Annotated in this window: 23 protein-coding genes; 14 read left to right on the forward strand and 9 right to left on the reverse strand. The window is 65.1% G+C overall.

The genetic code is table 11. The annotated features are described in order from the left end of the window. Positions 1 to 12: 12 nt before the first annotated feature. Positions 13 to 2,751, reverse strand: a complete 2,739-nt coding sequence (gene mutS / locus ACIPUD_RS09375) for a DNA mismatch repair protein MutS (protein WP_446480441.1) — start codon at positions 2,749 to 2,751, stop codon at positions 13 to 15. Between the two features lie 216 nt (positions 2,752 to 2,967). Between mutS and pcaF the strand changes: the two genes are divergently transcribed. From pcaF to ACIPUD_RS09405, 6 genes are all read left to right on the forward strand, one after another. Beyond that, positions 2,968 to 4,176, forward strand: coding sequence for a 3-oxoadipyl-CoA thiolase (gene pcaF / locus ACIPUD_RS09380; RefSeq protein ID WP_018455901.1), 1,209 nt, complete (start codon positions 2,968 to 2,970; stop codon positions 4,174 to 4,176). A 192-nt stretch (positions 4,177 to 4,368) separates the two neighbouring features. Then, on the forward strand, positions 4,369 to 5,262 hold the full coding sequence (locus tag ACIPUD_RS09385) for a dioxygenase family protein (protein ID WP_446480442.1): 894 nt from the start codon (positions 4,369 to 4,371) through the stop codon (positions 5,260 to 5,262). 90 nt (positions 5,263 to 5,352) lie between these two features. Next, positions 5,353 to 6,054 (forward strand): protocatechuate 3,4-dioxygenase subunit beta, encoded by a 702-nt coding sequence (pcaH, locus tag ACIPUD_RS09390; RefSeq protein WP_377828565.1) that lies wholly within the window; start codon positions 5,353 to 5,355, stop codon positions 6,052 to 6,054. Continuing rightward, positions 6,055 to 6,645 carry a protocatechuate 3,4-dioxygenase subunit alpha gene (gene pcaG, locus ACIPUD_RS09395; RefSeq protein WP_446480443.1) on the forward strand — a complete coding sequence of 197 codons (591 nt, stop codon included), beginning with the start codon at positions 6,055 to 6,057 and terminating at the stop codon, positions 6,643 to 6,645. It begins immediately after the preceding gene. Between the two features lie 208 nt (positions 6,646 to 6,853). Continuing rightward, a complete protein-coding gene (locus ACIPUD_RS09400; RefSeq protein WP_377787799.1) occupies positions 6,854 to 8,545 on the forward strand; it encodes a methyl-accepting chemotaxis protein in 1,692 nt (563 codons plus the stop codon). A 76-nt stretch (positions 8,546 to 8,621) separates the two neighbouring features. After that, on the forward strand, positions 8,622 to 9,686 hold the full coding sequence (locus ACIPUD_RS09405; RefSeq protein ID WP_446480444.1) for a phosphotransferase: 1,065 nt from the start codon (positions 8,622 to 8,624) through the stop codon (positions 9,684 to 9,686). 38 nt (positions 9,687 to 9,724) lie between these two features. On the opposite strand, the gene ACIPUD_RS09410 is transcribed toward ACIPUD_RS09405, so the two are convergent. From ACIPUD_RS09410 to ACIPUD_RS09420, 3 genes are read right to left on the reverse strand one after another with little or no spacing between them, the layout of a single operon-like run. Beyond that, positions 9,725 to 11,281 carry an MDR family MFS transporter gene (locus ACIPUD_RS09410; RefSeq protein WP_018455907.1) on the reverse strand — a complete coding sequence of 519 codons (1,557 nt, stop codon included), beginning with the start codon at positions 11,279 to 11,281 and terminating at the stop codon, positions 9,725 to 9,727. 4 nt (positions 11,282 to 11,285) lie between these two features. Next, positions 11,286 to 12,461 (reverse strand): HlyD family secretion protein, encoded by a 1,176-nt coding sequence (locus ACIPUD_RS09415; RefSeq protein ID WP_018455908.1) that lies wholly within the window; start codon positions 12,459 to 12,461, stop codon positions 11,286 to 11,288. Further along, positions 12,454 to 12,936, reverse strand: a complete 483-nt coding sequence (locus ACIPUD_RS09420; RefSeq protein WP_026233050.1) for a MarR family winged helix-turn-helix transcriptional regulator — start codon at positions 12,934 to 12,936, stop codon at positions 12,454 to 12,456. The genes ACIPUD_RS09415 and ACIPUD_RS09420 overlap by 8 nt, the downstream gene beginning before the upstream one ends. Before the next feature lie 157 nt (positions 12,937 to 13,093). Between ACIPUD_RS09420 and ACIPUD_RS09425 the strand changes: the two genes are divergently transcribed. From ACIPUD_RS09425 to ACIPUD_RS09450, 6 genes are all read left to right on the forward strand, one after another. Further along, complete coding sequence (locus tag ACIPUD_RS09425; RefSeq protein ID WP_018455910.1) at positions 13,094 to 13,588, forward strand: Fur family transcriptional regulator; 495 nt, start codon at positions 13,094 to 13,096, stop codon at positions 13,586 to 13,588. Between the two features lie 35 nt (positions 13,589 to 13,623). Beyond that, a complete protein-coding gene (locus ACIPUD_RS09430; RefSeq protein ID WP_446480445.1) occupies positions 13,624 to 14,577 on the forward strand; it encodes a DMT family transporter in 954 nt (317 codons plus the stop codon). Positions 14,578 to 14,589: 12 nt separating this feature from the next. Further along, positions 14,590 to 15,873 carry a flavodoxin-dependent (E)-4-hydroxy-3-methylbut-2-enyl-diphosphate synthase gene (gene ispG, locus ACIPUD_RS09435; protein ID WP_018455912.1) on the forward strand — a complete coding sequence of 428 codons (1,284 nt, stop codon included), beginning with the start codon at positions 14,590 to 14,592 and terminating at the stop codon, positions 15,871 to 15,873. A gap of 147 nt (positions 15,874 to 16,020) precedes the next feature. After that, positions 16,021 to 16,917, forward strand: coding sequence for a TauD/TfdA dioxygenase family protein (locus ACIPUD_RS09440; RefSeq protein ID WP_446480446.1), 897 nt, complete (start codon positions 16,021 to 16,023; stop codon positions 16,915 to 16,917). A gap of 86 nt (positions 16,918 to 17,003) precedes the next feature. Beyond that, positions 17,004 to 18,341, forward strand: a complete 1,338-nt coding sequence (locus ACIPUD_RS09445; RefSeq protein WP_446480447.1) for a Rieske 2Fe-2S domain-containing protein — start codon at positions 17,004 to 17,006, stop codon at positions 18,339 to 18,341. A 3-nt stretch (positions 18,342 to 18,344) separates the two neighbouring features. Next, positions 18,345 to 19,166: an N-acetylmuramoyl-L-alanine amidase gene (locus ACIPUD_RS09450; protein ID WP_446480448.1), complete on the forward strand. Its 822-nt coding sequence runs from the start codon at positions 18,345 to 18,347 to the stop codon at positions 19,164 to 19,166. A gap of 26 nt (positions 19,167 to 19,192) precedes the next feature. Here the strand turns inward: ACIPUD_RS09450 and ACIPUD_RS09455 are convergent, their stop codons facing one another. From ACIPUD_RS09455 to ACIPUD_RS09465, 3 genes are all read right to left on the reverse strand, one after another. Further along, positions 19,193 to 20,800 (reverse strand): Na+/H+ antiporter, encoded by a 1,608-nt coding sequence (locus ACIPUD_RS09455; protein WP_204513104.1) that lies wholly within the window; start codon positions 20,798 to 20,800, stop codon positions 19,193 to 19,195. Positions 20,801 to 20,848: 48 nt separating this feature from the next. Further along, positions 20,849 to 21,718, reverse strand: coding sequence for a class A beta-lactamase (bla, locus tag ACIPUD_RS09460; RefSeq protein WP_377830699.1), 870 nt, complete (start codon positions 21,716 to 21,718; stop codon positions 20,849 to 20,851). A 190-nt stretch (positions 21,719 to 21,908) separates the two neighbouring features. Continuing rightward, complete coding sequence (locus ACIPUD_RS09465) at positions 21,909 to 22,283, reverse strand: nuclear transport factor 2 family protein (protein WP_007598116.1); 375 nt, start codon at positions 22,281 to 22,283, stop codon at positions 21,909 to 21,911. Between the two features lie 91 nt (positions 22,284 to 22,374). On the opposite strand from ACIPUD_RS09465, the gene ACIPUD_RS09470 reads away from it, so the two are divergent. Both ACIPUD_RS09470 and ACIPUD_RS09475 read left to right on the forward strand, forming a co-directional pair. Next, positions 22,375 to 22,803 (forward strand): GFA family protein, encoded by a 429-nt coding sequence (locus ACIPUD_RS09470; RefSeq protein ID WP_018455918.1) that lies wholly within the window; start codon positions 22,375 to 22,377, stop codon positions 22,801 to 22,803. Between the two features lie 179 nt (positions 22,804 to 22,982). Further along, on the forward strand, positions 22,983 to 24,815 hold the full coding sequence (locus ACIPUD_RS09475; protein WP_446480449.1) for a caspase family protein: 1,833 nt from the start codon (positions 22,983 to 22,985) through the stop codon (positions 24,813 to 24,815). Between the two features lie 16 nt (positions 24,816 to 24,831). Here the strand turns inward: ACIPUD_RS09475 and ACIPUD_RS09480 are convergent, their stop codons facing one another. Beyond that, positions 24,832 to 25,524 carry a DUF1345 domain-containing protein gene (locus ACIPUD_RS09480; RefSeq protein WP_446480450.1) on the reverse strand — a complete coding sequence of 231 codons (693 nt, stop codon included), beginning with the start codon at positions 25,522 to 25,524 and terminating at the stop codon, positions 24,832 to 24,834. A 7-nt stretch (positions 25,525 to 25,531) separates the two neighbouring features. Continuing rightward, the gene (locus ACIPUD_RS09485; protein WP_085361935.1) at positions 25,532 to 26,455 is read right to left on the reverse strand and encodes a polyprenyl synthetase family protein; all 924 of its coding nucleotides are present in this window, start codon (positions 26,453 to 26,455) and stop codon (positions 25,532 to 25,534) included. Positions 26,456 to 26,463 lie beyond the last annotated feature (8 nt).

Raw genomic sequence — 26,463 nt, forward strand, 5'->3', positions numbered from 1 at the left:
CCTGCGGCACCGTCACTGCTTCGGCAGCTTGGCCTTCAACGCATACAGCGCATCGAGCGCTTCGCGTGGCGACATCTCGTCCGGATGCAGCGCCTTCAGCGCGTCGATCAGCAGTTCGGCCTCGCTCGGCGGTGTGGCTTCTGCGGCGGCGCGCGAGGGCACTGCGAACAGCGGCAGATCGTCAGCAAGCGCGCGCGCGGTCTGGCCGCGGTCCTGGGCTTCCAGCTTCGCCAGTACCGATTTGGCGCGCGTGATCACGGCCGGCGGCAGGCCCGCGAGCTTGGCGACCTGGATGCCGTAAGAGCGGTCGGCCGAACCCGGCAACACCTCGTGCAGGAACACGACATCGCCCTGCCATTCCTTCACCCGCACGGTCGCGTTGAACATCCGCGGCAGCTTGGCGGAGAGCGCCGTCAGCTCGTGGTAATGCGTCGCGAACAGCGTGCGGCAGCGGTTGCTCTCGTGCAGGTGCTCGATTGCGGCCCAGGCGATCGAGAGGCCGTCGAAGGTCGCAGTGCCGCGGCCGATTTCATCAAGGATCACGAGCGCACGCTCGCCGGCCTGGTTGAGGATCGCGGCGGTCTCGACCATCTCGACCATGAAGGTGGAACGGCCGCGGGCGAGATCGTCGGCGGCGCCGACACGCGAGAACAGGCGGTCGATGATGCCGATCCGCGCGCGTGTCGCCGGCACGAAACTTCCGATCTGGGCGAGCAACGCAATCAGCGCGTTCTGGCGCAGGAAGGTCGACTTACCCGCCATGTTCGGACCGGTCAGCAACCAGAGCTGGCCGGATTTTTGCGCAGGGCCCGGCGAGAGATCGCAGGCATTGGCGATGAACGGCTGGCCATTGCGCTTCAAGGCCTGCTCGACCACGGGATGGCGGCCCGCCTCGATCGCAAAGCCGAGAGACGAGTCCACCTCGGGCCGCACATAGTTCTCGTCGATCGCCAGCTTGGCAAGCGACGTCGCGACGTCGAGCAGCGCAAAGGCGTGGGCGGCGGCGCGCAGCTCCTCGCTGATTGCCAAAGCCTTGGCGCAGAGCCGCTCGAAAATCTCGAGCTCGAGCCCGAGTGCGCGGTCGCCGGCATTGGCGATCTTGGCTTCGATCTCCCCGAGCTCGGAGGTGGTGAAGCGGACCTGGCCGGCCAGCGTCTGGCGGTGGATGAACGTGGCGTTCAGCGGCGCCGACATCAGCTTGTCGCCGTGCTGCGCGGTGACCTCGACGAAGTAGCCGAGCACGTTGTTGTGCCGGATCTTGAGCCCCTTCACACCCGTGTTGTCGGCGTAGCGCGCCTGCATCGAGGCCACCACCAGGCGCGAGGCGTCGCGCAGATTTCGCGTTTCGTCCAGCGCAGGCTCATAGCCCTGGCGAACGAACCCGCCGTCGCGCTTGATCAGCGGCAGTTGATCGTCGAGCGCCCTGGCGAATTCCGCCGCGAGCTCGCGCGATGGCTTTTGCAGCGCCGCCATCACGACGGCGATCTCCTGCGGCGGCTGGTCGAGTTCGTCAAGCCGCGTCAGCACCTGGTCGGCGGCGATGATGCCATCGCGCAGGCCGGCGAGGTCACGCGGACCGCCGCGGCCGACGGATATACGGGCCAGCGCCCGCGACATGTCCGGGGCGCCGCGCAGGATGCTGCGGATGTCCTCGCGCGCGGCCGAGTCGGCAACGAAGCTGCCGACGGCATCGAGCCGCCGCGCAATCGCCGCCGCATCGGTCAGCGGCGCGGCAAGCCGCTGCGCCAGCAGGCGCGAGCCGGCCGAGGTCACCGTGCAGTCGATCGCGTCGAGCAGCGAGCCGCGGCGTTCGCCGGCGAGTGTCCGCGTCAGTTCGAGATTGGCGCGGGTGGCGGGATCGATCGCCATGGTCGCGCCCGAGGCTTCGCGCGCGGGCGGCGACAGCGGCGGATGCTTGCCGACCTGGGTGCGGTCAACATAGGTGACGGCGGCGGCGGCGGCAGTGGCTTCCAGCCGCGTGAGCTGGGACAGTCCGTCCATGGTCGCGACGGCAAAATAGTCGCACAGCCGCTTCTCGGCAGTGGCGCCGTCGAAGACGTCGCGGGTCAGCGGCGTCACCGCCGGCAGCTCGCGCAGGGTCTGTCCGAGCTCGCTGTCGTTATAGAGCGCGTCGGTGACGATCACCTCGTTCGGATTGATCCGGGCCAGCGTGGCGGCGAGTTCGCCGCCCGAACATTCCGTCACCGTGAATTCGGCGGTCGAGATGTCGATCCAGGCGAGGCCAAAGCGGTCACCGCCCGCCGATGAGCGCGCGCGCGCGAGCGCCAGCAGGTAATTGTTGGCGCGCGCGTCGAGCAGCGTGTCCTCGGTCAGCGTGCCCGGCGTGACCAGGCGCACCACGCCGCGGCGCACGACGCTCTTGTTGCCGCGTGCTTTCGCCGCCGCGGGATCCTCGGTCTGCTCGCACACCGCGACCCGGTGCCCGGCGGTGATCAGCCGGTGCAAATAGTCCTCGGAGCGCTCGACTGGCACGCCGCACATCGGGATATCGGCGCCTTGATGCTTGCCGCGCTTGGTCAGGACGATGCCGAGTGTCCTGGAGGCGATCTCGGCGTCCTCAAAGAACAGCTCGTAAAAGTCGCCCATCCGGTAGAACAGCAGGAGGCCCTGATGTGCCGCCTTGATTTCAAGGTACTGTTCCATCATCGGCGTGACGCGCGCGGCAGCTTCCGCCTGCGGCGCGGGCGTATCGTCGGGAGGCGGTGCAGGGATCGGTTGTTGCATTGTCATGGGCGGCGCAACCTACAAAATTTCGCCCCGCGCTCCTATCGCTTTGGCCGGAGAGGGGAGGTTTTCCACGTTGTCCGCACTGCGGCATGCGCAACTCGCGTGCACACCCCTCGGAACACGCGCGTATCGGTCAATTGACCTGCCGCGGGCGCCCTCCTAAAACTCCGTCGACATTGAAGAATTTAGGCCGGATCGCGGCATTCAGGGAGAACAACCATGCGTGACGTCTTTATCTGCGATGCCGTGCGGACCCCGATCGGCCGTTTTGGCGGGTCGCTCGCCAAGGTGCGTGCCGACGACCTGGCGGCGGCCCCGATCAAGGCGCTGATGGCCAAGCACCCCAATCTCGATTGGGCACAGGTTGACGAGGTCTTCTTCGGCTGTGCCAACCAGGCCGGCGAGGACAACCGCAACGTGGCACGCATGGCGCTCCTGCTTGCGGGCCTGCCGGATTCCGTTCCAGGCCAGACCCTGAACCGGCTCTGTGCCTCCGGTCTCGATGCGGTCGGTGCCGCCGGCCGCGCCATCCGCTCCGGCGAGATCGAGCTTGCGATTGCCGGCGGCGTCGAATCCATGACGCGCGCGCCCTTCGTGATGGGCAAGGCGCAGGAAGCGTTCTCGCGCTCGGCTGAGATCTTCGACACCACGATCGGCTGGCGCTTCATCAATCCGCTGCTGAAGGCGCAGTATGGCGTCGACGCGATGCCCGAGACCGGCGAGAACGTCGCCGAGGAATTCCAGGTCTCGCGCGCCGATCAGGACGCCTTCGCGATCCGCTCGCAGCAGCGCGCGGGCGCCGCGATTGCGGCCGGCTATTTCGCCGAAGAAATCACCCCGATCACCATTCCCGGCGGCAAGGCCGGCCCTGTCACCGTCGACAAGGATGAGCATCCGCGTCCCGAGACCACGCTGGAAGCCCTGACGAAGCTCAGGCCGATCGTGCGCAATCCCGGCACGGTGACCGCGGGCAACGCCTCCGGCGTCAATGACGGCGCCGCCGCGATGATCCTGGCGTCCGAGGCTGCCGTGAAGAAGCACGGCCTGACGCCGCGCGCGCGCATCCTCGGCCTCGCCTCCGCCGGCGTGCCGCCGCGCATCATGGGCATCGGCCCGGTGCCGGCCACCCGCAAGCTGATGGAACGTCTCGGCAAGAAAATCGGCGATTTCGACCTGATCGAGCTCAACGAAGCCTTTGCCTCGCAGGGTATCGCCTGCATGCGCCAGCTCGGCGTTGCCGACGATGCCGATTTCGTCAATCCGCATGGCGGCGCGATTGCGCTCGGTCATCCCCTCGGCATGAGTGGCGCGCGCCTCGCGCTCACCGCGGTGCACGGCATGGAGAAGCGCGGCGGCAAGCTCGCGCTCGCCACCATGTGCGTCGGCGTCGGCCAGGGCGTTGCGGTCGCCATCGAGAAGCTGAACTGACGGGACGCGCAGCGTGCCGTCATCCCGGAGCCGGGTGCCCCAGACTCGTCATGCCCGGGCTTGTCCCGCCTGCGAGGCCGAAGCCTCTTCGGCGAGGCGAAGGCCCGGGCATCCACGTTCTTGGTGCCGCGAGAAGAAGGTCGTGGATGGCCGGGACAAGCCCGGCCATGACGCAAGGTGAGGGAGCATCCCATGATCATCGCGCGGGAGCAGGACGTCACGGCCGCGGCCTTGGCGGTGATGGAGCAGACATGCGATCCACGGCTACGCCAGATCATGGTCTCCCTGGTCAAGCATCTGCACGGTTTTGTTCGCGACGTTCGCCTGACCGAGAAGGAATTCCGCGACGCCACGGCTGTTATCGCCGAACTCGGCAAGCTCTCGACCGACACGCATAACGAGGTCGTGCTGATGGCGGGCTCGCTCGGCGTCTCGCCGCTGGTGTGCCTGCTGAACAATGGCGATGAGGGCAACACGGAGACCGACCAGTCGCTGCTCGGACCATTCTGGCGGCTGAACTCGCCGCGGGTGGAAAATGGCGGATCGATCGTCCGCTCCGAGACCCCAGGCGCGCCGCTGTTCGTCAACGGCCGCGTCGTGGACAAGGACGGCCGTCCCGTCGCCGGCGCCGAGGTCGACATCTGGCACGCGTCGCCGGTTGGTCTTTATGAAAACCAGGACCCCGAGCAGGCCGACATGAACCTGCGCGGCAAGTTTACGACCGACCAGGACGGAGCCTTCTCGTTCCGCTCCGTGATGATGGTCGGCTATCCCATTCCGACCGACGGCGTGGTCGGCCGCCTCTTGGAGGCGCAGAACCGGCATCCCTATCGTCCCGCGCACCTGCACGCGTTGGTCTTCAAGCCCGGATTCAAGGTGCTGATCTCGCAGGTCTACGACCCCGCCGACCCGCATATCGATAGTGACGTGCAGTTCGGCGTGACCAAAGCGCTGATCGGCAAGTTCCTGCGCCATGACACGCCACATCCGACCGAGCGCGACGTCGCGACGCCCTGGTATTCGCTGGACCATGTCTATCGGCTCGAAGCCGGCGAGGCCGTCCTGCCGCGTCCGCCGATCAAATAGGGCTCAAAGCCGCTTCCCCCAATTAGTTATATCCTATAATGATTGGTGGAAGCGTTGACCGGTCGGAAAAGGGCCGGGAGGAGTTCGCCAATGACATTCATCTATCCCGTCGACAGCAACGCGGCGCATCCGCTGCCGCTGTCGCCCGAGTACAAAAGCTCGATCAAGCGGGCGCCGAACAAGCCCTTGATCCCGATGCGCCATACACTGTCGGAGCTGACCGGCCCGGTCTACGGCCACGAGACCGTTCGCGAGGGCGACAATGATCTCACCACCCAACACACCGGCGAGCCGCTCGGGGAACGCATTATTGTGCACGGCCATGTGCGCGACGAGGACGGCCGCGGCGTGCCGAACTCGCTGGTCGAGATCTGGCAGGCCAATTCCTGCGGCCGTTACGTTCACGTCCGCGACCAGCATCCGGCGCCGCTCGATCCGAACTTTACGGGCGCCGGCCGCACCGTGAGCGACGTCTCCGGTTACTACCGCTTTGTCACCATCAAGCCTGGCGCCTATCCCTGGGGCAACCATCATAACGCCTGGCGTCCCGCACACATCCATCTCTCTGTGTTCGGCCATTCCTTCGTCACGCGTCTCGTGACGCAGATGTACTTCCCGGCCGATCCGCTGTTCCCGTTCGATCCGATCTTCAATTCGGTGCCGGACGAGAAGGCGCGGGCGCGGATGGTGTCGTCATTTGATCTCGAGAACACCCAGCCCGAATGGGCGCTGTGTTACCGCTTTGACATCGTGCTGCGCGGCAAGAACGCTACCCCTATGGAGAACCATTAAGTGCAGGACAATGGGATCACGCCGTCGCAGACCGTCGGCCCGTTCTTCAAATACGGCCTGACGCCGACCGGCGAGTATGCCTGGAATGATGCGTTCACCAACTCGACGCTGACGCCCGACGTCACCAGCGATCGCGTCCGGATCGAGGGCCGCGTGTTCGACGGCGACGGAGTCGTTGTGCCCGATGCCATGCTGGAGATCTGGCAGGCCGACGCGCAGGGGCGCTTCGCGGATCCGCAGGACAAGCGCGCGCTGCCGAATGCGAGCTTCCGCGGCTTTGCCCGTTGCGGCACCGACAAGGACGGCAATTATTCCTTTGAAACCATCAAGCCGGGCGTGGTGCCCGATCCCGACGGCAAGCCGCAGGCACCGCATGTCCTGCTTGCGGTGTTTGGTCGCGGCATGCTGCGGCATCTCTATACCCGCATCTATTTCAGTGACGAGGCCGGCAATGCCGCCGATCCCGTGCTGGCGGTGGTGCCTGCCGACCGTCGCGCCACGCTGACGGCCGTGCGCGAGGCCGGCAAGCCGGTGTACCGGCTCGACCTGCGGCTCCAGGGCGACAACGAAACGGTATTTTTCGACGTGTGACCCCCAGCGCCGTCCCGGACAGGCGGAGCCCCGATCCGGGACGACAGCGGAGGACGGGCCCAAGCTTCGCTGCCCGAAACCGTTGACCTGACGCCATTTCCCGTATTTTTCCGGAGTTCGCGCGATGCAATTTCCGCGCGATGCAATCCCGTGTTTACCGTAATCCTTTAGGGTCCGTGGGATTCAGCGCGGCCCATTGGATTTTTCCATGAAAATTCGTCTTTCGCTTTCTTCCGCAATCATTGCTTTCGGCATCGTTCTGGCCATCGGCTTTACCGCCGTGGTCTCGACCAGCCTCTACGCCTTGAAAGAGCTCAAGGTCGGCGGTCCGCTCTATTCTGATATCAAGCTCGGAAACGATCTCATCGCCGACATCCTGCCGCCGCCGGAATATGTGATCGAGGCCTACCTCGAGGCCACGCTCGCCATGCGCGAGCCCGACCAGCTGGCGGCCCATGCCGAACGCCTGGCCCAGCTCCGCAAGGATTACGACGAGCGCAAGGCATTCTGGGTCACCTCCAGCCTCTCGGCCGACCTGAAGACGACCCTGGTGTCGAAATCCGACGCCGAGGTGCAGAAGTTCTGGAAGCTGTTGTCCGACCAGCTCCTCCCCGCCCTCAAGGCCAAGGATACGGCCGTCTCCGAGCGGGCCTACGCGCAGCTCAAGGAGGCCTATACCGCGCATCGCGCCGTCATCGACAGCATCGTCGAGAGCGCCAACAAGCAGAATGCCGACATGGAGAAGCTGGCCGCGGACCGCGACAGCTCGATGCTTTACATCCTCCTCGGCGTCTCCGCCGCCGTCCTCGCCTTCATTGCGGCGGGCCTGCTCGGCGTCGCCTTCGGCGTGATGCGCCCGATCGTGCGCATGACCAGCGCGATGCAAAAGCTCGCGACCGGCGATCTCGCCGCCGACATTCCTTTCGCGCACCGGCAGGACGAGGTCGGCTCGATGGCGGGTGCGCTCTTGGTGTTCAAGCAGTCCGCGGTCGAGAATTTCCGCCTGCGCGAGGAGCAGTTGCAGAAGGAGCAGGAGGCGACGCTCGCCAAGCGTGAGGCCCTGCATCAGATGGCCGAAACCGTCGAGCGCGAGACCGGCCGCTCGGTCGACACCGCGAGCGCGGCGACGCAAGGCGTGGAGCGTGCCGCCTCCAGTCTGTCCGAGATCGCAAGGTCGCTCTCGACACAATCGCAGGCGGTCGCAGCCGCCTCCACCCAGGCCCTCGGCAGCTCGCAGACCGTCTCGGCCGCAGCTGAAGAACTCAGTGCTTCGATCCGCGAGATCGCAACCCAGGTCGCGCGGACCAGCACGGTTACAAAATCGGCGGTCGCCGGTCGGGAACAGGCGCGCTCGACCATCCAGACGCTGGCTGGATCGGTGAAGAAGATCGCCGAGGTCTCCGACCTCATCGGCGGCATCGCCGGCCAGACCAATCTGCTGGCACTCAACGCCACGATCGAGGCGGCGCGCGCCGGGGAGGCCGGCCGTGGCTTCGCGGTGGTCGCCGCCGAAGTGAAATCCCTCTCCGACCAGACCGCCAAATCCACCGAGGAGATCGCGCGGCTGATCGCCGAGATCCAGGCCTCGACGCAAGCCGCCGTCGACGCCGTCGAAACCATGGGAGGCCACATCGTCGAGATCGACGGCGTCGCCACCTCGGTTGCCGCCGCGATGGAAGAGCAGGACGCCGCGACCCGCGAGATCACGCGGTCGATTTCCGAATCGACTTCCGCGGCGAAGGAGGTCTCGGCCAAGATCGGTGATGTCAGCCGCGACGCCGCCTCCGTGAACGAGCGCGCCGCGGAGGTCAGGCAGGCGATCGCCGGCATGGCGGCCAATCTCGAGCAGCTCCGGTCGATTGTCGTCAGGACCGTGCGTGACTCGACCGCTGCGGCTTGAGCCGGGCGGCTGATGCCGCTGGCGCCCGGCAGCGCGGTTGTACAGAATGGAGCAACGCGACGGGGGTCGGGCGCGCATGAAAGATACACGATTGCCGGCGGTGGCGGACGCGGCAAATCTAACCGCGGCGCTGCGCAAGGCTGGCGCACTGGACGCCGGTGCCGTGCGCGAAGTCAAGGTCCTGCATGAGCGCGATACGGTCGTGTCGCATATCACCCGACTCGGCCTGCGCTATGTCGGGGAATCCGCCGGCTCGCCGCAGTCACTGATTCTCAAGACGCCCCATGCCGCGTTTGCCAAGCCGCTGGCGAATGCCGGTCGCCATGAGGTGGCCTACTACACACAGCTTGCACCCAGAACGCCCGAGCTGCTGGTGCCGCGCTGCTTTGACGGGAATTTCGACGAGGAGAGCCTCGCCTGGCATCTCCTGCTTGAGGATCTCACTGATAGTCACGAGATAGCGACCCAATGGCCGCTGCCGCCATCGCGCGCTCAGGCGATGGCCATCGTCGCCGCGCTCGCGCGCTGGCACGCGGCGTGGTGGGACCATGCTGGTCTCGGCGAGACCGTCGGGGTCTGGGCGAGCACCGACGATACGGCGGGGCATATGGAAACGTTCGCATCCCATTACGACCGATTTGCTGATCAGCTCGGCGATCGTCTCAGTGAAGAGCGCCGCACGCTCTACCGCCGCTTCATCGATCGGTCCGACAGGATGTCACTGCGCTACCATTCGCATCGCCACCTCACCATCACCCATGGCGATGCCCACATCTGGAATTTTCTGCTGCCGCGCGCCGGCGTGTCCGACACTGTCCGCATCTTCGACTTCGACTTGTGGGACATCAACGTGTCGACTCACGACCTCGCCTACATGATGGCGCTGCACTGGTATCCGGAACGCCGGCAGGCGTTCGAACGCCTTCTGCTCAATCATTACCACGACACGCTGATGGCGCACGGTGTCAGCGGCTATACGCGCGGCGCGCTCGACCAGGACTATCGGCGGTCGGTGCTGTGGCACATCACCAAGCCAGTCTGGCAGTGGAGCATCAACATCCCACCGGTGATCTGGTGGAATAATCTGGAGCGGGTGATGATGGCGGTCGAGGATCTGGGCTGCGAGGAGATTTTGGGGTAGAGGCGCGCAACATCATCGGTGTCGTCCCGGCGAAGGCATCACTCCATCACCGCATGTTCCGGCCCCGCCGCCTGCTTGCGCAGGGTGGCCTTGGTCGAGCCGATCAGCAGGGCGAGCGGGATGGTGCAGAGGATGAAGAACATCACCAGCTCGTAGTCGTGCGCGAAGGCGATGATCTGCGCCTGCACGCTGACCATGCGATCGGCCATGGCGCGACCGGCGTCGGTGGAGAGATTGATCATGCCGCTGACGCTGGGCATCTGGAGCGCATGGTTGAACGGGTTGATGTGTTCGGACAGGATCGCGTAGGTCCGCCGCGTGCCTTGTGTCAGCTGGGCGATGACGACGGAAATGCCCACCGAGCTCGCGACGTTGCGCATCAAGGTCAGCATCGCGGTGCCGTCGGTGCGCAGCTCATTCGACAAGGTCAGGAACGCCACCGTCGATAGCGGCACGAAGACGAGGCCGAAGCCGAAGCCCTGGATGACGCTGACGGTCACGATCTCCGGCACCTGGGTCAAATCGGTCCAGCCGGTCATCTGGAACAGCGAGCCCGCGGTCAGCGTCAGGCCGGTGATGATCAGTGTGCGGGCTTCGATGTAACGCATCATGCGGCCGACCAGCATCATGGCGAAGAAGGTGCCGAAGCCGCGGCTCGCCAGCAGCAGGCCCGCGGTGATGATGGGATAGCCGATCACGTTCTGCATATAGGGGGAGGCCAGCGCCATGGTCGAGAACAGCACGAGGCCCATCACGACCATGAACACGCAGCCGGTGACGAAATTGCGGTCCTTGAAGAGCCCGAAGCGGATGAACGGTGTCGAGGTCGTGAAGGAATGCGCGATGAAGAAGTAGAAGGCGACGGCCGAGACGATGAACTCCGCAAGGATCTCACCCGATTCGAGCCAGCCCAATTGCTCGCCGCGGTCGAGCGCGAGCTGAAGCGACCCGATCGCGACCGCCAGCGCCGCGAAGCCGAACCAGTCGAACTTGAGACTGAGATCCTTCCGGGTCTCGTCCATGAAGATGATCAGCCCGATCACGGTGATGGCGCCGAACGGCAAATTGACGAAGAACACCCAGTGCCAGGAATAAGTCTCGGTCAGCCAGGCGCCGAGCGAGGGACCCATGATCGGCCCCATCATCACGCCCATGCCCCAGATCGACATCGCCTTGGCGCGTTCCTGGAGCGTGTAATAGTCGAGCATCACCGATTGCGACAACGGCACCAGGGCCGCGCCGAACACGCCCTGCAGCAGGCGGAAAATCACCATCTGGTTGATGTCCTGCGCAAGCCCGCACAGCACCGATGCCATGGTGAAGCCGGCCGAGCAGATGATGAAGATGCGCTTGCGGCCGAAGCGGTTGGCGATCCAGCCCACCGGTGCCGTCATGATCGCGGCGGCGACGATGTAGGAGGTCAGCACCCAGTTGATCTGGTCCTGCGAAGCCGACAGCGTGCCCTGCATGTAGGGCAGGGCGACGTTGGCGATGGTGGTGTCCAGCGCCTGCATGATGGTTGCCGTCATGGCGCAGATCGTCACCATGTTCCGGCGCAGGCCGGGGACCATAAGGGCGGGATTGGACTCCGCCATAGGATTAGTCCTTGTCCTGATCTTTGTCTTGGCTCGCGGTCGCCGACAGGCCGAGCAGACCGGCGAGCGAGCGCTGGTGGCCGGTGTCGATGGTGGCGTAAACGCTCATGCCGGCCTTCAGCTTGCGTACGTATTTGTCGGTCTCGTCGAAATAGATGCGGATCGGCACGCGCTGCACCACCTTGACGAAATTGCCGCTGGCGTTCTGCGGCGGCAGGATCGCGAATTGCGCGCCGGTGCCGGGCGAGAGCGAGCCGATCTTGCCCTTGAAGGTATGGTTCGGGAACGCGTCGACCTCGAGCGTGACCGGCTGTCCTTCGGTGACGTAGGTGAGGTCGCTCTCCTTCGGATTGGCGTCGACCCAGGGATGGGCCACGTCGATGATGGAGAACACCGGCGTGCCGGCGGCGACGTAGCGGCCGAGCTGGATCTGTTCGACCTGTGTTGCCACGCCATCCATCGGCGCGCGCAGCACGGTGTGGTCGAGGTTGCGCTGGGCATCGTCCAGCTTGGCTTTCGCTTGCGCGTAGGCGGGGAATTGCTCCAGCGGCAACTCGGGATTCCCCAGCAATTGGGTCTTGGCATTGGAGAGTTGCTGCTTGATGTATTGCGCCTGCGCGCCGGCGGTAACCAGTGCATTGGACGCGTTGTCGAGATCGAGCTGCGAGCCGTAATTGTTCTTCACCAGCGACTGCTTGCGTTCGACGTCGCGCTGCTTCAGGTCCATGCCCTGCTGGGCAAGATTGAGCATGTCACCGTAGATCTTGATGTTGGCAACAAGATTGTCATAGGTGATGCGGGCTTGGGCGAGTTGCGCTTTGGCTTCTTCCAACGCATGACGGAACGGAGCGGGGTCGATCTCGAACAACTCGTCGCCGTGCTTGACGACCTGACCTTCCTTGACGACGACCTTCTGGATTTTGCCGGAGATATCAGGGGTCACCAGCACTTTCTGCGCGCCGACATAGGCGTCATCAGTGCCGACGTAACGGCCGCCATTGAGATAGAAGGTGAAGCCGGCAACCGCGACGACGAGCGGCAGCACAACCAGGAGCAGCACGCGGCGATAGCGGCGCAGGCCCGCCACCAGGCGGCGGCGCGGATCGGTGCCGGCTTTCTTGGTGGGCTTGCCGCCGTCGATTTTCTGCTCGGGCTGGAACTTGAGAACCTGATCAGCCATAGCGTTGCTCCTTACGCGCTTGTTCCGCTCCGCTGCTCTGGATCGCGGACCGCACGTTTTCCTTGATTGTTTCGAGTTGGGTGAGGAGGCGATGGGCGTCCGCCGGAGTGATGCCGTCGAGCGCGTTGGCCGTGAGCTCGGACTTCAGCCCGCTCATCCGCCCGAGCAACTGCCGCCCGGCCTTCTTCAGGTACAGCCGCTTGACGCGGCGATCCGAAGGATCGTTGCGTCGCTCGATCCAGTCGCTGTCACAGAGTTTGTCGATCAGGCGCGTCAGCGTGATCGGCTGCACCTCGAGAAGCTCGGCGAGTTCCGACTGCTTCATGCCTTCGCTGCGCTCGACCTTGGCCAGCACCGCCCATTGCGCGCGGGTGATGCCGAAGCGCGAGGCTTCCTTGTCGGCATAGACCCGGAGCAGGCGATAGAGCTCGGCGAGCGTAAACAGGAAGTTCTGGTCCACGGGCCCTGGGCTCATGAGCTTGGTCTCCAATAAGCTTGCAATATAATAAGCAAGCTTATCATTATTTCATGGCGGGTTTGCGGGACGCTGTCCCGCAGGCCGAGCATGGCTGCTGGCCGCATCGCCGGTCCTGCTTTGGGTTCCCCTTTCGAAATGCTAGAACGCCGGTCGCATGACCCTCGCAAAACCGGCATTTCCCGCGCCCGATCACGATCACGGCCGCTGCACCGCGGATGCGCTGGCGCATGCCGAGGCCGTTTGCGGAGAGCGCGCGCAGAAATTCACGCCTATACGCCGCCATGTATTGGGGGCGCTGCTCTCGAGCCACCGGCCGCTCGGCGCCTATGAGGTCATCGACGAACTGGCGAAGTCGATGTCGCGGCCGGCGCCGATCACGGTCTATCGTGCTCTCGATTTCCTGATGGCCAACGGCCTCGTGCACCGGATCGAAAGCCGCAACGCCTATCTCGCCTGCGCCGCTCACGACCACGACGCGATCTCGGCGGTGACGTTCCTGATCTGCGAGCGCTGCGGCCTGGTCGGTGAGATTCCGTCGGCATCCTTCGCCAAGGACCTCAACGCCGCCGCGCGCAGCTCAGGCTTCGCTCCCAAATTGTCGGTGGTGGAAATCACGGGCGTTTGTGCGCATTGTCAGAAAGCCGCATAGAGCAACAACGGCGCAAAGCCGGTTTTTAGGAAGAAATGTCCTCACCTCAAGCCATACCGTCCGCCGGTCGTCCCCTCAGTGCCGGCGCCATCGCCCTGATGCTCATGCTGTGCCTGACCTGGGGGTTCAACCAGATCGCCGTGAAGCTGGTGCTGCCGGACATTCCGCCGATGCTTCAGGCCACGTTCCGCTCGATGGGCGCGCTGCCGGTGCTGTTCATCATCGGCAGCTTGCGCGGCGTTAAATTCTTCGAGCGCGACGGCACCTGGAAGCCCGGCGTCATCGCCGGACTGATGTTCGGCATCGAGTTCGTGCTGATCTTCCAGGGCCTGCGGTTCACACCAGCATCGCGGGCGGTCGTGTTCCTCTACACCGCGCCGTTCTTCGTCGCGCTCGGCTCCTACCAGGTGCTCGGCGAGCGACTTGGTGGGACGCAATGGCTGGGGCTCGCCATCAGCTTTGCCGGTGTCGCGCTCGCGATCGGCGTGCCGCAGCCCAACGTCGATTCGCATGTCCTGCTCGGCGATCTCATGATCGTCGGCGGCGCCGCGCTGTGGGCGGCGACCACGCTAGTTGCCAAGGGCACGCGGCTGCGCTTCGCGGCGCCCGAGAAGGCTCTGGGCTATCAGGTCGCGACCTCGATCCCGATCCTGGGGCTGGCCGCCTGGCTGTTCGGGGAGACCATCTCCCACACGCCGTCGCCGCTGTCGCTGGGCCTGATGGCCTTCCAGGCGATCTGGGTCGTGGGAACCACGTTCACGCTTTGGTTCGCGCTGGTGAAGACCTATTCGGCCAGCAAATTGTCGGCTTTTACCTTCATCACCCCTTTGTTTGGCGTGGTGGGTAGCTATTTCATCATGCACGACACGCTGAACCTGACATTCGGGGCTGCCGCCCTCCTTGTCATTGCTGGGCTTTTTCTGGTTAACCGTCCCAGTCAATCCGCTGCGGCGCCGCGCGATGCATTGCTGAACGTCACCAAAACCTGATATTTGGACGCCATGAACAAGCTCGAAAAAACCATCGATTCCGACGTCGCGGGCCCCGCGCCCCGGCACAAGACCACCCAGGTCAAGGTCGGCGACGTTGCCGTCGGCGGCGGTGCCCCGATCGTCGTGCAGTCAATGACCAACACCGACACCGCCGATATCGACGGCACCATTGCCCAGGTCGCAGCGCTCGCCCGCGCGGGCTCCGAAATGGTCCGCATCACCGTGGACCGCGAGGAGGCCGCCGCTGCCGTCCCGCACATCCGCGACGGCCTGCTCAAGCGCGGCATCACCACGCCGCTGATCGGCGACTTTCACTATATCGGCCACAAGCTGCTCGCCGCCTATCCGGCCTGCGCCGAGGCGCTCGCCAAATATCGCATCAATCCCGGCAATGTCGGCTTCAAGGACAAGCGCGACACCCAGTTCGCCGACATCATCGAGATCGCCAACAAGAACAACAAGCCGGTGCGCATCGGCGCCAATTGGGGCTCGCTCGACCAGGAGCTCTTGACCAAGCTGATGGACGAGAACGCCGCCTCCCCCGATCCGCGCGACGTGCGCGCGGTGACGCGCGAGGCCATGGTGCAATCCGCGCTGCTCTCGGCCGCGCGCGCCGAGGAACTCGGCATGCCGAAGAATCGCATCATCCTCTCGGCCAAAGTCTCGGCCGTGCAGGATCTGATCGCGGTCTATCAGGATCTCGCCAGCCGTTCCGACTACGCGATCCATCTCGGCCTGACCGAGGCCGGCATGGGCACCAAGGGCATCGTGGCGTCCTCGGCCGCGCTCGGCATCCTGTTGCAGCAGGGCATCGGCGACACCATCCGCATCTCGCTGACGCCGGAGCCCGGCGGCGACCGCACCCGCGAGGTGCAGGTCGGCCAGGAGCTCTTGCAGACCATGGGTTTCCGCACATTCGTGCCGCTGGTTGCGGCGTGCCCCGGCTGTGGCCGCACCACCTCGACCACATTCCAGGAACTGGCCAGCTCGATCCAAGGTTTCATCCGCGACGAGATGCCGACCTGGAAGACGAAATATCCCGGCGTGGAAGAGCTCAACGTCGCGGTGATGGGCTGCATCGTCAACGGCCCCGGCGAATCCAAGCACGCCAATATCGGCATCTCGCTGCCGGGCACGGGCGAGGCGCCGGCTGCCCCGGTGTTCGTCGACGGCAAGAAGTTCCGCACCCTGCGCGGCCCGACCATCTCCGCCGACTTCAAAGCACTCGTGATCGACTACATCGAGCAGCGCTACGGCCAGGGCGCCAAGGTGCCGGTGACCGCGGCGGAATAGTTCTGCTCCAGATCAGGAATCGTAGGGCGGGTTAGCGAAAGCGTAACCCGCCTTATTTTTGCAGGCGCGAAGTGGCGGGTTACGCTTCGCTAAGCCGCCCTACATTGCTACGATGCTCCCAAGCAAGAATGCATCGGGAGACACGCCATGAGCTCACTCGCCGGCAAGCAGGGCCCGCGCTATCGCCACGCGACGGACGACGGCGCGCCTTACGAGACCATCGCGGTCGAAAAGCTGACCCCGATCATCGGCGCGGAAATCTCGGGCGTCGACATCGGCAAGCTCGTCTCCGACGATGCGCGCTCCAGCCGGCAGATGGACGAGGTCCACCGCGCGCTTGCCGAAAACCTCGTCATCTTCTTCCGCGACCAGCACATCACGCCACAACAGCATCTCGCCTTCGGCCGCAAGTTCGGTGAGCTGCATTTCCATCCCGCCGCGCCGCATGAGGATGAAGACCCGGCCCTGATGAAGATCTATGCGGATGCGAATTCGCCGCGGGCCAATGGCGAGGGCTGGCATTCCGACGTGTCCTGCGATCACGAGCCGCCGATGGGCTCGATCCTCTACGTCAAGCAGTGCCCGCCGCGCGGCGGCGACACGTTGTTCGCCAACATGTATGCGGCCTACGAGGCGCTGTCGGACCGGATGAAGGCCTATCTCGACGGGCTGACTGCGTTGCATGACGGCGAGCCGATCTATCGCGGGCTCTACGCCAATTACGGCGTCGCCGACCGCCCGTCCTATCCGAGTGCCGAGCATCCCGTGGTGCGCACGCATCCGGTCACCGGCAAGAAGGCGCTCTACGTCAACCGCGGCTTCACCCGCCACATCAACGGCATCCCGCGCGACGAGAGCGAGGCGATGCTCGCCTATCTCTACCAGCACGCCGAGAATCCGCTGTTCCAGTGCCGCTTTCGCTGGACAGAGAATGCCATCGCCTTCTGGGACAACCGCTGCACCCAGCACCGCGCGATGTGGGATTACTGGCCGCACACGCGCTCCGGCACGCGCGTGACGGTGAAGGGGGAGCGGCCGGTTTAACCGGCCTGCGCGCCGCGTTCCGCGTTGACGTCTTCCCGCGTCCGCGCCAATCTTGCCGGCAACAACGACCGTCGGGAGGATTTTCCATGCTCCGCGCCGAGGACAACAAATTCCTGACCGAGTCGGGCTCTGGTACGGGCATGGGCGAATTGTTGCGCCGGTTCTGGATTCCTGTGCTGCTGTCCGAAGAACTCCCTGAACCCGACGGCGAGCCGAAGAAGATCATCGTTCTCGGCGAGGAGCTGCTCGCCTTCCGCGATACGCGCGGCGTTGTCGGAATCATCGATCAATACTGCCCGCATCGCGGCGCCAATCTCTGGCTCGGGCGCAACGAGGAATGCGGCATCCGCTGTGTCTATCACGGCTGGAAGTTCGACACCGACGGCCGCTGCGTCGACATGCCGACCTCCTATCCCGACCTCAACGCCAAGGATCTCATCCGCATCAAATCCTATCCGGCGCGCGAATGGGGCGAGATGATCTGGGCCTATATGGGTCGCGCGGATGCGATGCCCGAGCTGCCCGATCTCGAAATGGCACTGCTGCCGGCCTCGCACCGCTATGTCAGCAAGAAATGGCAGGACTGCGACTGGGTGCAGGCGCTGGAAGGCTCGATCGACACCGCGCATTTCACCTTCGCCCATCTCTCCTTCGACAAGGAGGAGAACGAGATCCTGGACATCAAGAAGCATTTCGTGAATCCGATCCCGCGGATGTCGAGCGATCACATGCGCTGGATCGCGGAGGATCCGCGCCCTGTGATCAAGATCGCCGCGCACGCAGCGGGCCTCACCATCGCCGGCGGGCGGCTCACCGGCGGCGACAACATCTACTGGCGCATTGCGCAGTTTCTGATGCCGTTCCACGCCTATGCCCCGAGCGCGATGCTGGGTGAGAACATCTTTGGCCAGACTTTCGTGCCCGTCACCGACACCAATTGCTGGATCTACACCTATGCCTGGAATCCGGAGCGGCCGCTGACGCAAGCCGAGCGCGACGCCTTCGACCGCGGCAACGGCGTGATCGCGGAGGTCGGCGACAATTACGTGCCGCTGCGCCACAAGGGCAACGACTATCTGATCGACCGCAAGCTGCAGAAGACCAGGAGCTACACCGGCATCAAGGGTGTCTCCGAACAGGATGCGGCCGTGCAGGACAGCCAGGGCCCGATCGCCGACCGCACCCGCGAGCATCTCGGTCCGACCGATCTCGGTATCATGCATTTCCGGAAAGTCGTGATGGAGCTGGCGCGGGCGCTTCAGCAGGGCGAGCCGCCGCCGCACGCCGCGCATCAGGATCGCTATGCCGTGCGCTCGGGCGCCTGCGTCACCAGCAAGGCCAAGGACCTTTCCGCGGTGATGCTGGAGCGATTCGGTGACGTCACGGGCTTTGTCGGCCGACCGCGAATCGCGGCAGCGGAGTAGCGCTTGCGGCAGCCGCGCAGCATCATCGCAAGTCTCGTCTCGACGCTGGTCGCGTCGATCTTGCTATGGTCGCTGGCGCCTGCAGGCTCTGGTCATGCTGCTATCGCGCGGAAAATCGCGAAACCCAAGCCGCCGCACGCGCCGGTCAAGTGTGAGATGTCGAAATTCCGGATCCTCGTGGATGTCGGGCACACCCCGGACTCCTACGGCGCGTTGAGCGCGCGCAACGACACGGAGTTCGGCTTCAACTTCCGGCTTGCAAGTCTGATTGCGGCGAGGCTCAAGGCCGAAGGCTTTGCCGCGACCCGGCTGCTCGTCACGGACGGCAAGGCGCGGCCGAGCCTGTTCAAGCGCGTCAGCACCGCGAATGACGCCCGGGCCGATCTCTTCCTGTCGATCCATCACGATTCGGTGCCGGACAAGCTGCTCGGGAGCTGGGAGTTCGACGGCGCGAACAGCTATTTCAGCGACCGCTTTTCGGGCCACTCTCTGTTCGTGTCGCAGCGGAATCCGCACTTCGCCGCCAGCCTGATGCTGGCCCGGATGATCGGCAGGCAGCTGAAGCAGCAGGACCTGCACTATGCCAGCCAGTACACCCTGCCGGTGATGGGCCGCTACCGGCGCCAATTGCTCGACAAAGATGTCGGCGTCTACCGCTATGACGGGCTCGTTGTGCTCTCGCAGACCCGCAGCGCCGCAGTGCTGCTCGAAGCGGGCTCCATCATCAACCGCGACGAGGAGATGGCGATGAACTCCCCGGAGCGGCAGGAGATCATTGCGGGCGCCGTGGCGGTGGCGATGAGGGAATTTTGCGAGAGGCGGTAGTTCGCGCCCCTAGCAATGACGGGAATCTATAGCGGCCCTCCCCGGTACTCCCGGTTTGCCAAGCTTGCCTCCTCCAGGTCCAGATCGCGCTCGATCCGCCGCCGCGTCTCGTCGGTGATCTGGCCCTCGCGCAGCAGCTCGTGGATGAACTTGCGCTCGGCGGCGATCAGACCGCGGGTCAGGGCGGTGCCGGCGGCGGAGACGTCGTGGTGGGTGGGATCGAGCGAGTCCGGCAGCTGGTTGACCCGGATCTCGTGGCGGGCGCGCAGGAGCCGCATCACCTCGTCGGACACGTCCTTTTCCTCGGTCAGCGCGTCGAGCGACTTTAGCGCCGCGTCGAGGGCCTGGCGCCGTGCCGCGATCTCGGCCTCGTGCTCGGCGGCATGCTCGTTGCGACCGGCTTCCGCGACACCGAGCCAACGAACCACGGGGGGCAGCGTCAGGCCGACGCCGATCAGTGTGATGAAGATGACGCCGAACGCGACGAACAGGATCAGGTCGCGAAACGGGAAGGCCTCGCCGCCCGGCAGCGTGAACGGCAGCGCCAGTGCTGCCGCCAGCGACACCGCGCCGCGCACGCCGGTGAACGCAAGCACGAACGGCCATTGCCATGGTGGTGACGGATCGCGCGCACGCAGCGACTTGCTGAGCATTCGTGGCAGATAGGTCGCGGGATAGAGCCAGGCGAAGCGCGCGATCACGACCACCGCCAGCACCACGGCAGTCGCAATCATGATGTCGTCGAGCGGGAACGCCTTCGATTTCTCGTAGAGTGCGCGCATCTGGAATCCGGTGAGCAGGAACAGCAAGCCCTCGATCAGATAGATCACGAGGTCCCAGAAGAAGATGCCTTGCAGGCGCGTCGATGCCGAGATCAGCAGCGGGCCATTCCAGCTCACATAGAGGCCACAGGCGACGGTGGCGATCACGCCGGAGCCGCCGAGATGCTCGGGCAGCCAGTAGGACACGTAGGGCGTGATCAGCGACAGTGTCAGCTCGACCTGCGGGTCTCCCGACCATTTGCGGAACCGCAGGGAGAGCCAACCGACGCCGATGCCGAAGGCGATCTCGCCGGCGACGATGAGCAAGAACTCGCCGCCTGCCAGAGGCAGCGAGAATTGCCCGACCATGATTGCGGCGAGCGCGAAGCGGTAGAGGATCAGAGCGGTGGCATCATTCGCGAGCCCTTCGCCTTCGAGGATGACCATCAGCCTGCGCGGCAGATGCAGCCGGCGCGCGATCGCGAGCGGCGCCACCACGTCGGGCGGCGCGACGATGGCGCCGAGCAGGAAGCCGATCGTCCAGGGCAGGCCGATGAAATAATGCGTGGCGGTTGCGACCAACGCCGCGGTGAAGATCACCGCACCGACCGCCAGCAGCACGATCGGGCGAAGATTCTTTTTGAACTCGCGCCAGCTCATCGCGACGCTCGCCGAGTAGATCAGCGGCGGCAGCACCATCAGCAGCACCAGTTCCGGCGGCAGTTCGACCGCTGGCATGCCCGGCACGAAGGCAAGGCCGACACCTGAGAGCATCAGCAGAATGGCGGGCGCGATGTTGAAGCGGCGCGCGACAAGCGCGGTGCCCGCCAGCACGGCGAGCAGGATGAGAAAGGTCTGAAATTTCGCTTCCATGATGGTCTGTCTTCACCCGGAAGCGGCCGCAAGGTCAATGCGTGCGGCTCACGCCAGCCGCTCGGCCACCATGCGGCCGATGCGTGCGAACACGGCTTCGATCTGCGCCGCGCTCGGCGTGCCGCCCTGGGTATAGGTCGCGATCAGGATCGGTGCATCGGGCTTCGTATCGGGCTTGGGCCAGGCCACCGCGATGTCGCCCGAGGCGTCCTTGCCGTTGTTGCCGGTCTTGTCGCCGATCTTCCAGCTTGCGGGGAGCCCGCCACGCAGCCGGTTTGCACCGGTCTTGCAGCCCACTAGCCACTCCGTGAGCTGCGCACGCGAGGTGGCCGACAGCGCCTCGCCCGTGAGCAGCCGGCGCAGATTGCCTGCCATCGCCGCCGGCGTCGTGGTGTCGCGGGGATCGCCGGGCGGTGAGCGGTTGAGCTCGGGCTCGTTGTGGTCGAGCCGCGAGGTGGTGTCGCCGAGCGACCGCCAGAACGCGGTGAGTGCGGCGGGACCGCCGATCCGCGCCAGCAATAAATTGGCGCAGGTGTTGTCGCTGAGCTCGACGATCGCCTTGCACATCTCGGTGACCGACATTGCGCCGGCGGCAATGTTCTGCTTGGCAACCGGTGCGTACTCCAGCAGGTCGGCCTTGCCGTACGGGATCATGGCCGCAAGCTGATCCTCGCCACGATCGACCCGCGCCAGGACGCAAGCCGCCAGCGAAGCCTTGAATGTCGAGCACATGACGAACCGTTCGTCGGCGCGCCAGGCGAGCCTTGCGCCGGTCGCGAGGTTCTCGGCATAGACCCCGATCCGGCCGCCACTCTCGCGCTCATAGGTTTCGAGCTCAGGCTGCGCGTCTGCGGCGAGCGCGGGGGAGGCGGCGATCCAGTACAGCGAGGCGAGCAGCGAACGGCGGTCGAGAAGCATGGTGGACCTTTTGAGCGAGACGGGGCGGAGGAGAGATGCGGCATGCACTCCATCCGCATCGTCATTGCGAGCGCAGCGAAGCAATCCGGTCTTCCTCCGCGGAAAGACTCTGGCTAGCTTCGCTGCGCTCGCAATGACGGAGGATGTGGGACGAGTGTGCCCGATTTCGGGCAGCGGAAGATTAGGCCCCTCACTCTCGCAGATCATACCGGTAAGACTTCGATACGATCTGCCAGCCATCGGCGAGCTTCATAGCCACCAGATAGTCCGTGAAAAAACGCGGCGGCAGTTGGCATCGGACCTTGATGAAGGCGGTCTTGTCGTCCGAACGGTCAATCGTGACGATGAAATCCTCGCGCGGCTTGCCTTCGGCCTTGCCGGAGGGGCGCTTGCGCACGCGGTCGAGCCAGTCCGGCACGGTCAGCACCTGCAGCTCGCCCTTCTCGACCCAGCGCAAATCGGCGGAGGGATGGAAGATGGCGCCGAGCTTTTCGGCATCACCCTCGTAAAGTCCGTCGAAGTAAGATTGCACGACGGCTTCGACGCTCGAACGGTTCTGGCTCATGGGTCATCCCTTTGAATGATGGCTCAGGGCGAACTTAGTCGTACACGTCAAAATGCGCTATGGTGTCCGTACCATTTGCTGGGACGCTGTGATGACCGGATCAGAGAATTCGAACGCTCCCTTCCTGATCGGCGAATGCTGCTGCCGCGCCGTGCGCTACGAGGTAGCGGACGCGTTCTCCTATGCGATGAACTGCCATTGCTCGAATTGCCGCCGCACCACCGGCGCTGCCTTCAAGCCGTTCGCCGGCATCGAGCAGGGCAAGCTCCGCATCGTCAGAGGCGAGAACCAGCTCACCATCTACGGTGACGAAACCACCCACGACGCCCACTGCGCCCGCTGCGGCTCGTTGCTTTATTCCCGGGTGCGCGACGGAAAATGGGTCCACGTCGCCATGGGAACCCTGGTCGATGCCCCCTCGATCCGACCGAGCGCCCACATTTTCGTGGGGTCGAAGGCGCCCTGGCACGAGATTACGGATAATCTGCCGCAATATCGGGGCCACATCGGGGATGTCTGAGGGAACCTGCTGCGCACCTGTTTGGCGGCGAACCGCGGCCGGACTGGCGCGACGAACAAAGGGGACCTTTCGGCTTGCCGCCGGCGCCATCTTCGTGACCTCCGTTACAAGCGTCCGCGACGGACCCTGCTAAAGCCGTCCCAAAGGGCGCGAACCGCCCCGAAATCGGAAGTCGTGTCATGCGCAAATTGCTCAGACTTTGCCCAGTCCTCCTCGCCGTCGCGCTGCTATTCGGCGCCGGGCCTGCTTTCGCCGGAAAGCGCGTCGCGCTCGTGATCGCCAACTCCGCCTATCAGCATGCGCCGTCGCTGACGAACCCCGTCAATGACGGTTCGGTGATGGCCCGGACGCTGAAGGAGGCCGGGTTCGACATCGTCGATTCCCGGCACGACCTGACGGCGCAGGAAACCCGGCGTGTGCTGCGCGAATTCGCCGACCGGACCCGCGATGCCGATATCGCCGTGGTCTATTATGCCGGCCACGGCCTCGAGGTCGAAGGCTCGAACTATCTGATCCCTGTCGACGCCAAGCTGGAGCGTGACACCGACGTCTTTGACGAGGCGCTCTCCCTCGACCGCGTCCTGGTCGCGGTCGAACCGGCTAAGCAGCTTCGCCTGGTGATCCTGGATGCCTGCCGTGACAATCCGTTCGGCAAGACCATGAAGCGCACGATCGCCTCGCGCGGCGTCGGCCGCGGCCTCGCCCAGGTCGAGCCGACCAGCTCGAACACGCTGATCGCCTATTCGGCCAAGGCCGGTTTCACGGCGCAGGATGGCGACGGTGCGAACAGCCCCTTTACGGTGGCGCTGTCGAAGCATCTGACGAGGCCCGGCCTCGACGTCCGCCGTGCCTTCGGCTTCGTGCGCGACGACGTGCTCAAGTCGACAGGTAATAAGCAGGAGCCGTTCGTCTATGGCTCGCTCGGCGGCGAGGACGTGCCGCTGGTGCCGGTCAAGGTGACCGCTGCGGCTGCCGCTGCGCCCGCGCCCAACCCTCAGGCCGACATCCGCCGCGATTACGAGCTCGCGCTCCAGGTCGGCAACCGGCCGGCGTGGGAGGCCTTTCTCGCCCAACATCCCGACGGCTTCTATGCGAGCCTTGCCAAGCTGCAACTCGAGAAAATCGGCGCCGAGCAGGCTCATGCGGCGGCCACCGAGAAGGCGAAACAGGCCGAGGCCGAGCGCGATCGTCTTGCCGCACTTGGCGCGCAGAAGGATACGCAGGCCAAGGCAGCCGCCGATGCGGAGGCCGCCGAGCAGATACAGCTTGCGGCGCAAAAGGCCAAGGAGCAGGCGCAGCAGCAGGCGGCCGCTGCCGAGCAGCAGCGCGTCAATCTCGCCGCCGCGGCGCCGAGTGCAGCGCCCGCCAGCACGGCGGGCCCCGCCGGCACCAACGTCGCCTCGCTGACGCCGGCCATCGCGCCGGCCGATCTCAGCCGCTCGGTACAGACCGAGCTCGGCCGCGTCGGCTGCTTCTCCGGCGCCGCCGACGGCAACTGGACGACATCCGCGCAGCGGTCGTTATCGCAGTTCAACCGTTATGCCGGCACCAAGCTCGACGTGAAGGTGGCGAGCACCGATGCACTCGACACGGTCAAGTCGAAACAGTCGCGCGTCTGTCCGCTGGTTTGCGAGCACGGCTTCAAGACCGACGGCGACAAATGCACCAAGATCGTCTGCCGTGATGGCTATGCGCTCAACGACGACAACGAGTGCGAGAAGCAGCGTGCCGCCAAGCCTGCGACCGCCAAGCCTGCGACCGCCAAGCGGGACGACGGCGACGAGCGTCCCGCACGGCAGCGTCGTCAGGCCGGCGGTGAGGCTGCCGGAGCGGCCGGCGGCTTTGGTGGCGCTGCGGGCATCGCTGCTGCCGCTGGCGCCAGCCGCCGCTCGAGTGGCGGACAGCTATTCTGCAACAACAGTGGCTGTCGTGCGGTCAACCGCGGCTGCCATCTCGAATATCGCGGCGGCGGCGGCCCGGGCAACGATGGCAATGCCGAGGTCTGTAACTAGGATTGCGGAAATGAGTTCAGGTCGAGATCGCGCTCGCCGCGATGTTGACCGTCAGCGCCAGCAAGGCCGTGTTGTAGATGAATGAGACGATGCCGTGCGCGGTGGCGGTGCGGCGGATGGTCTTGTCGGAGATGCCGACATCGGAGACCTGCGCGGTCATGCCGATCACGAACGAGAAATAGACGAAGTCCCAGTAATCTGCGTGGTCTTCCTTGTCGCCGCTGGGAAACTGAAGGCCGCCCGGCGTGGCGTGCCGGTAATAATCATGCGCGTAATGCAGAGCGAAGATTGTGTGCACGGCGGCCCATGACAATACGATGGTGGCGATTGCGATGCTCAGCTCCAGGCCGCCGCGATGCGGCGTTCCAAGCTCGGAGACGATCGCGGCGATGCTGGCGAAGGCGCCGATCGCCGTCACCAGCAGGATCACGAAGCGACCGTCGTCCTGCATCGCTGCGGCGCGGCGGATGTGCTGGTGGTCGTTGCACAGCATCATCGCGTAGACCAGCACCAGATAAACGGCGATCAACGCATCCCAGCCGAACAGAAGCCGCGTGACCAGCCGGTGCGAACCCGGGATGAGCAGGCAGACGAGAATACCAACGGCAAGCGACATGAACGTCCGCGGACGCGCATAAATCAGCCGCATCGGCCGCGACATCTTGCGAAAGCGGGCGAGGGCGGGGTCTTCCTTGCTGCCGCCCGCCATCGCGCTATCAGCTCTTCCGTTCGGCCACGAACCGCGCAGCCGCTTGCAGCACGGCGGCCCGTTCGCCGAAGATCGACACGGCGCTGTCGGCGCGCGCGAGCAGATCGCGCACGCGCTGCTTGGCGCCTTCGATGCCGAGCTGGGTGACGAAGGTGGTCTTGCCGAGCGCTGCATCAGCGCCGGCAGGCTTGCCGAGCGCGGCGGCATCGCCTTCGACGTCGAGCAGGTCGTCGGCGATCTGGAAGGCTTCGCCGAGCGCGCGGCCGTAATCGTCGAGCGCCTGATATTCCTTTTGCGAGGCCTGGCCGAGGATCGCGCCGGCGATGCAGCCGTAGCGCAGCAGCGCGCCGGTCTTCATCTGCTGAATGCGGGCGACGTCGATCGGCTCGTTGCCGCCAAAGCGGCCTTCGCCGGCGAGGTCGAGAATCTGGCCGCCGACCATGCCGCCGATGCCGGCGCAGCGCGCGAGTGCGCGGGTCAGCAAAAGCCTCACATTGGCGTCGCGATGAATCTCGTCGCGGGTGATGATGTCGAAGGCGAGTGTCAGGAGGCCGTCGCCGGCGAGGATCGCGGTCGCGTCGTCGGTCTTCTTGTGCAGGGTCGGGCGGCCGCGGCGCAGGTCCGAATTGTCCATCGCCGGCAGATCGTCATGGATCAGCGAATAGCAGTGGATGCATTCGAGCGCCGCACCGACGAGCAGCGCGGCTTCGCGGGACACGCCGAACACGGCCGCGCTCTCGACCACCAGGAAGGGCCGGAGGCGCTTGCCACCGTTGAGGCTCGAATAGCGCATTGCGTCCATCAGTCGCTTGGGCCGGGCGATCTCATCGGGCAGGATGTCGTCCGACAGCAGGCGCCCGAGCAGGGCCTCGGTGTCATCAGCGGTCTTGTCCAGACGTTTGGCGAAATCGGACGGGGACGTGCCGGTCATCAAGAAGG

Source organism: Bradyrhizobium sp. CAR08, from assembly GCF_052871955.1.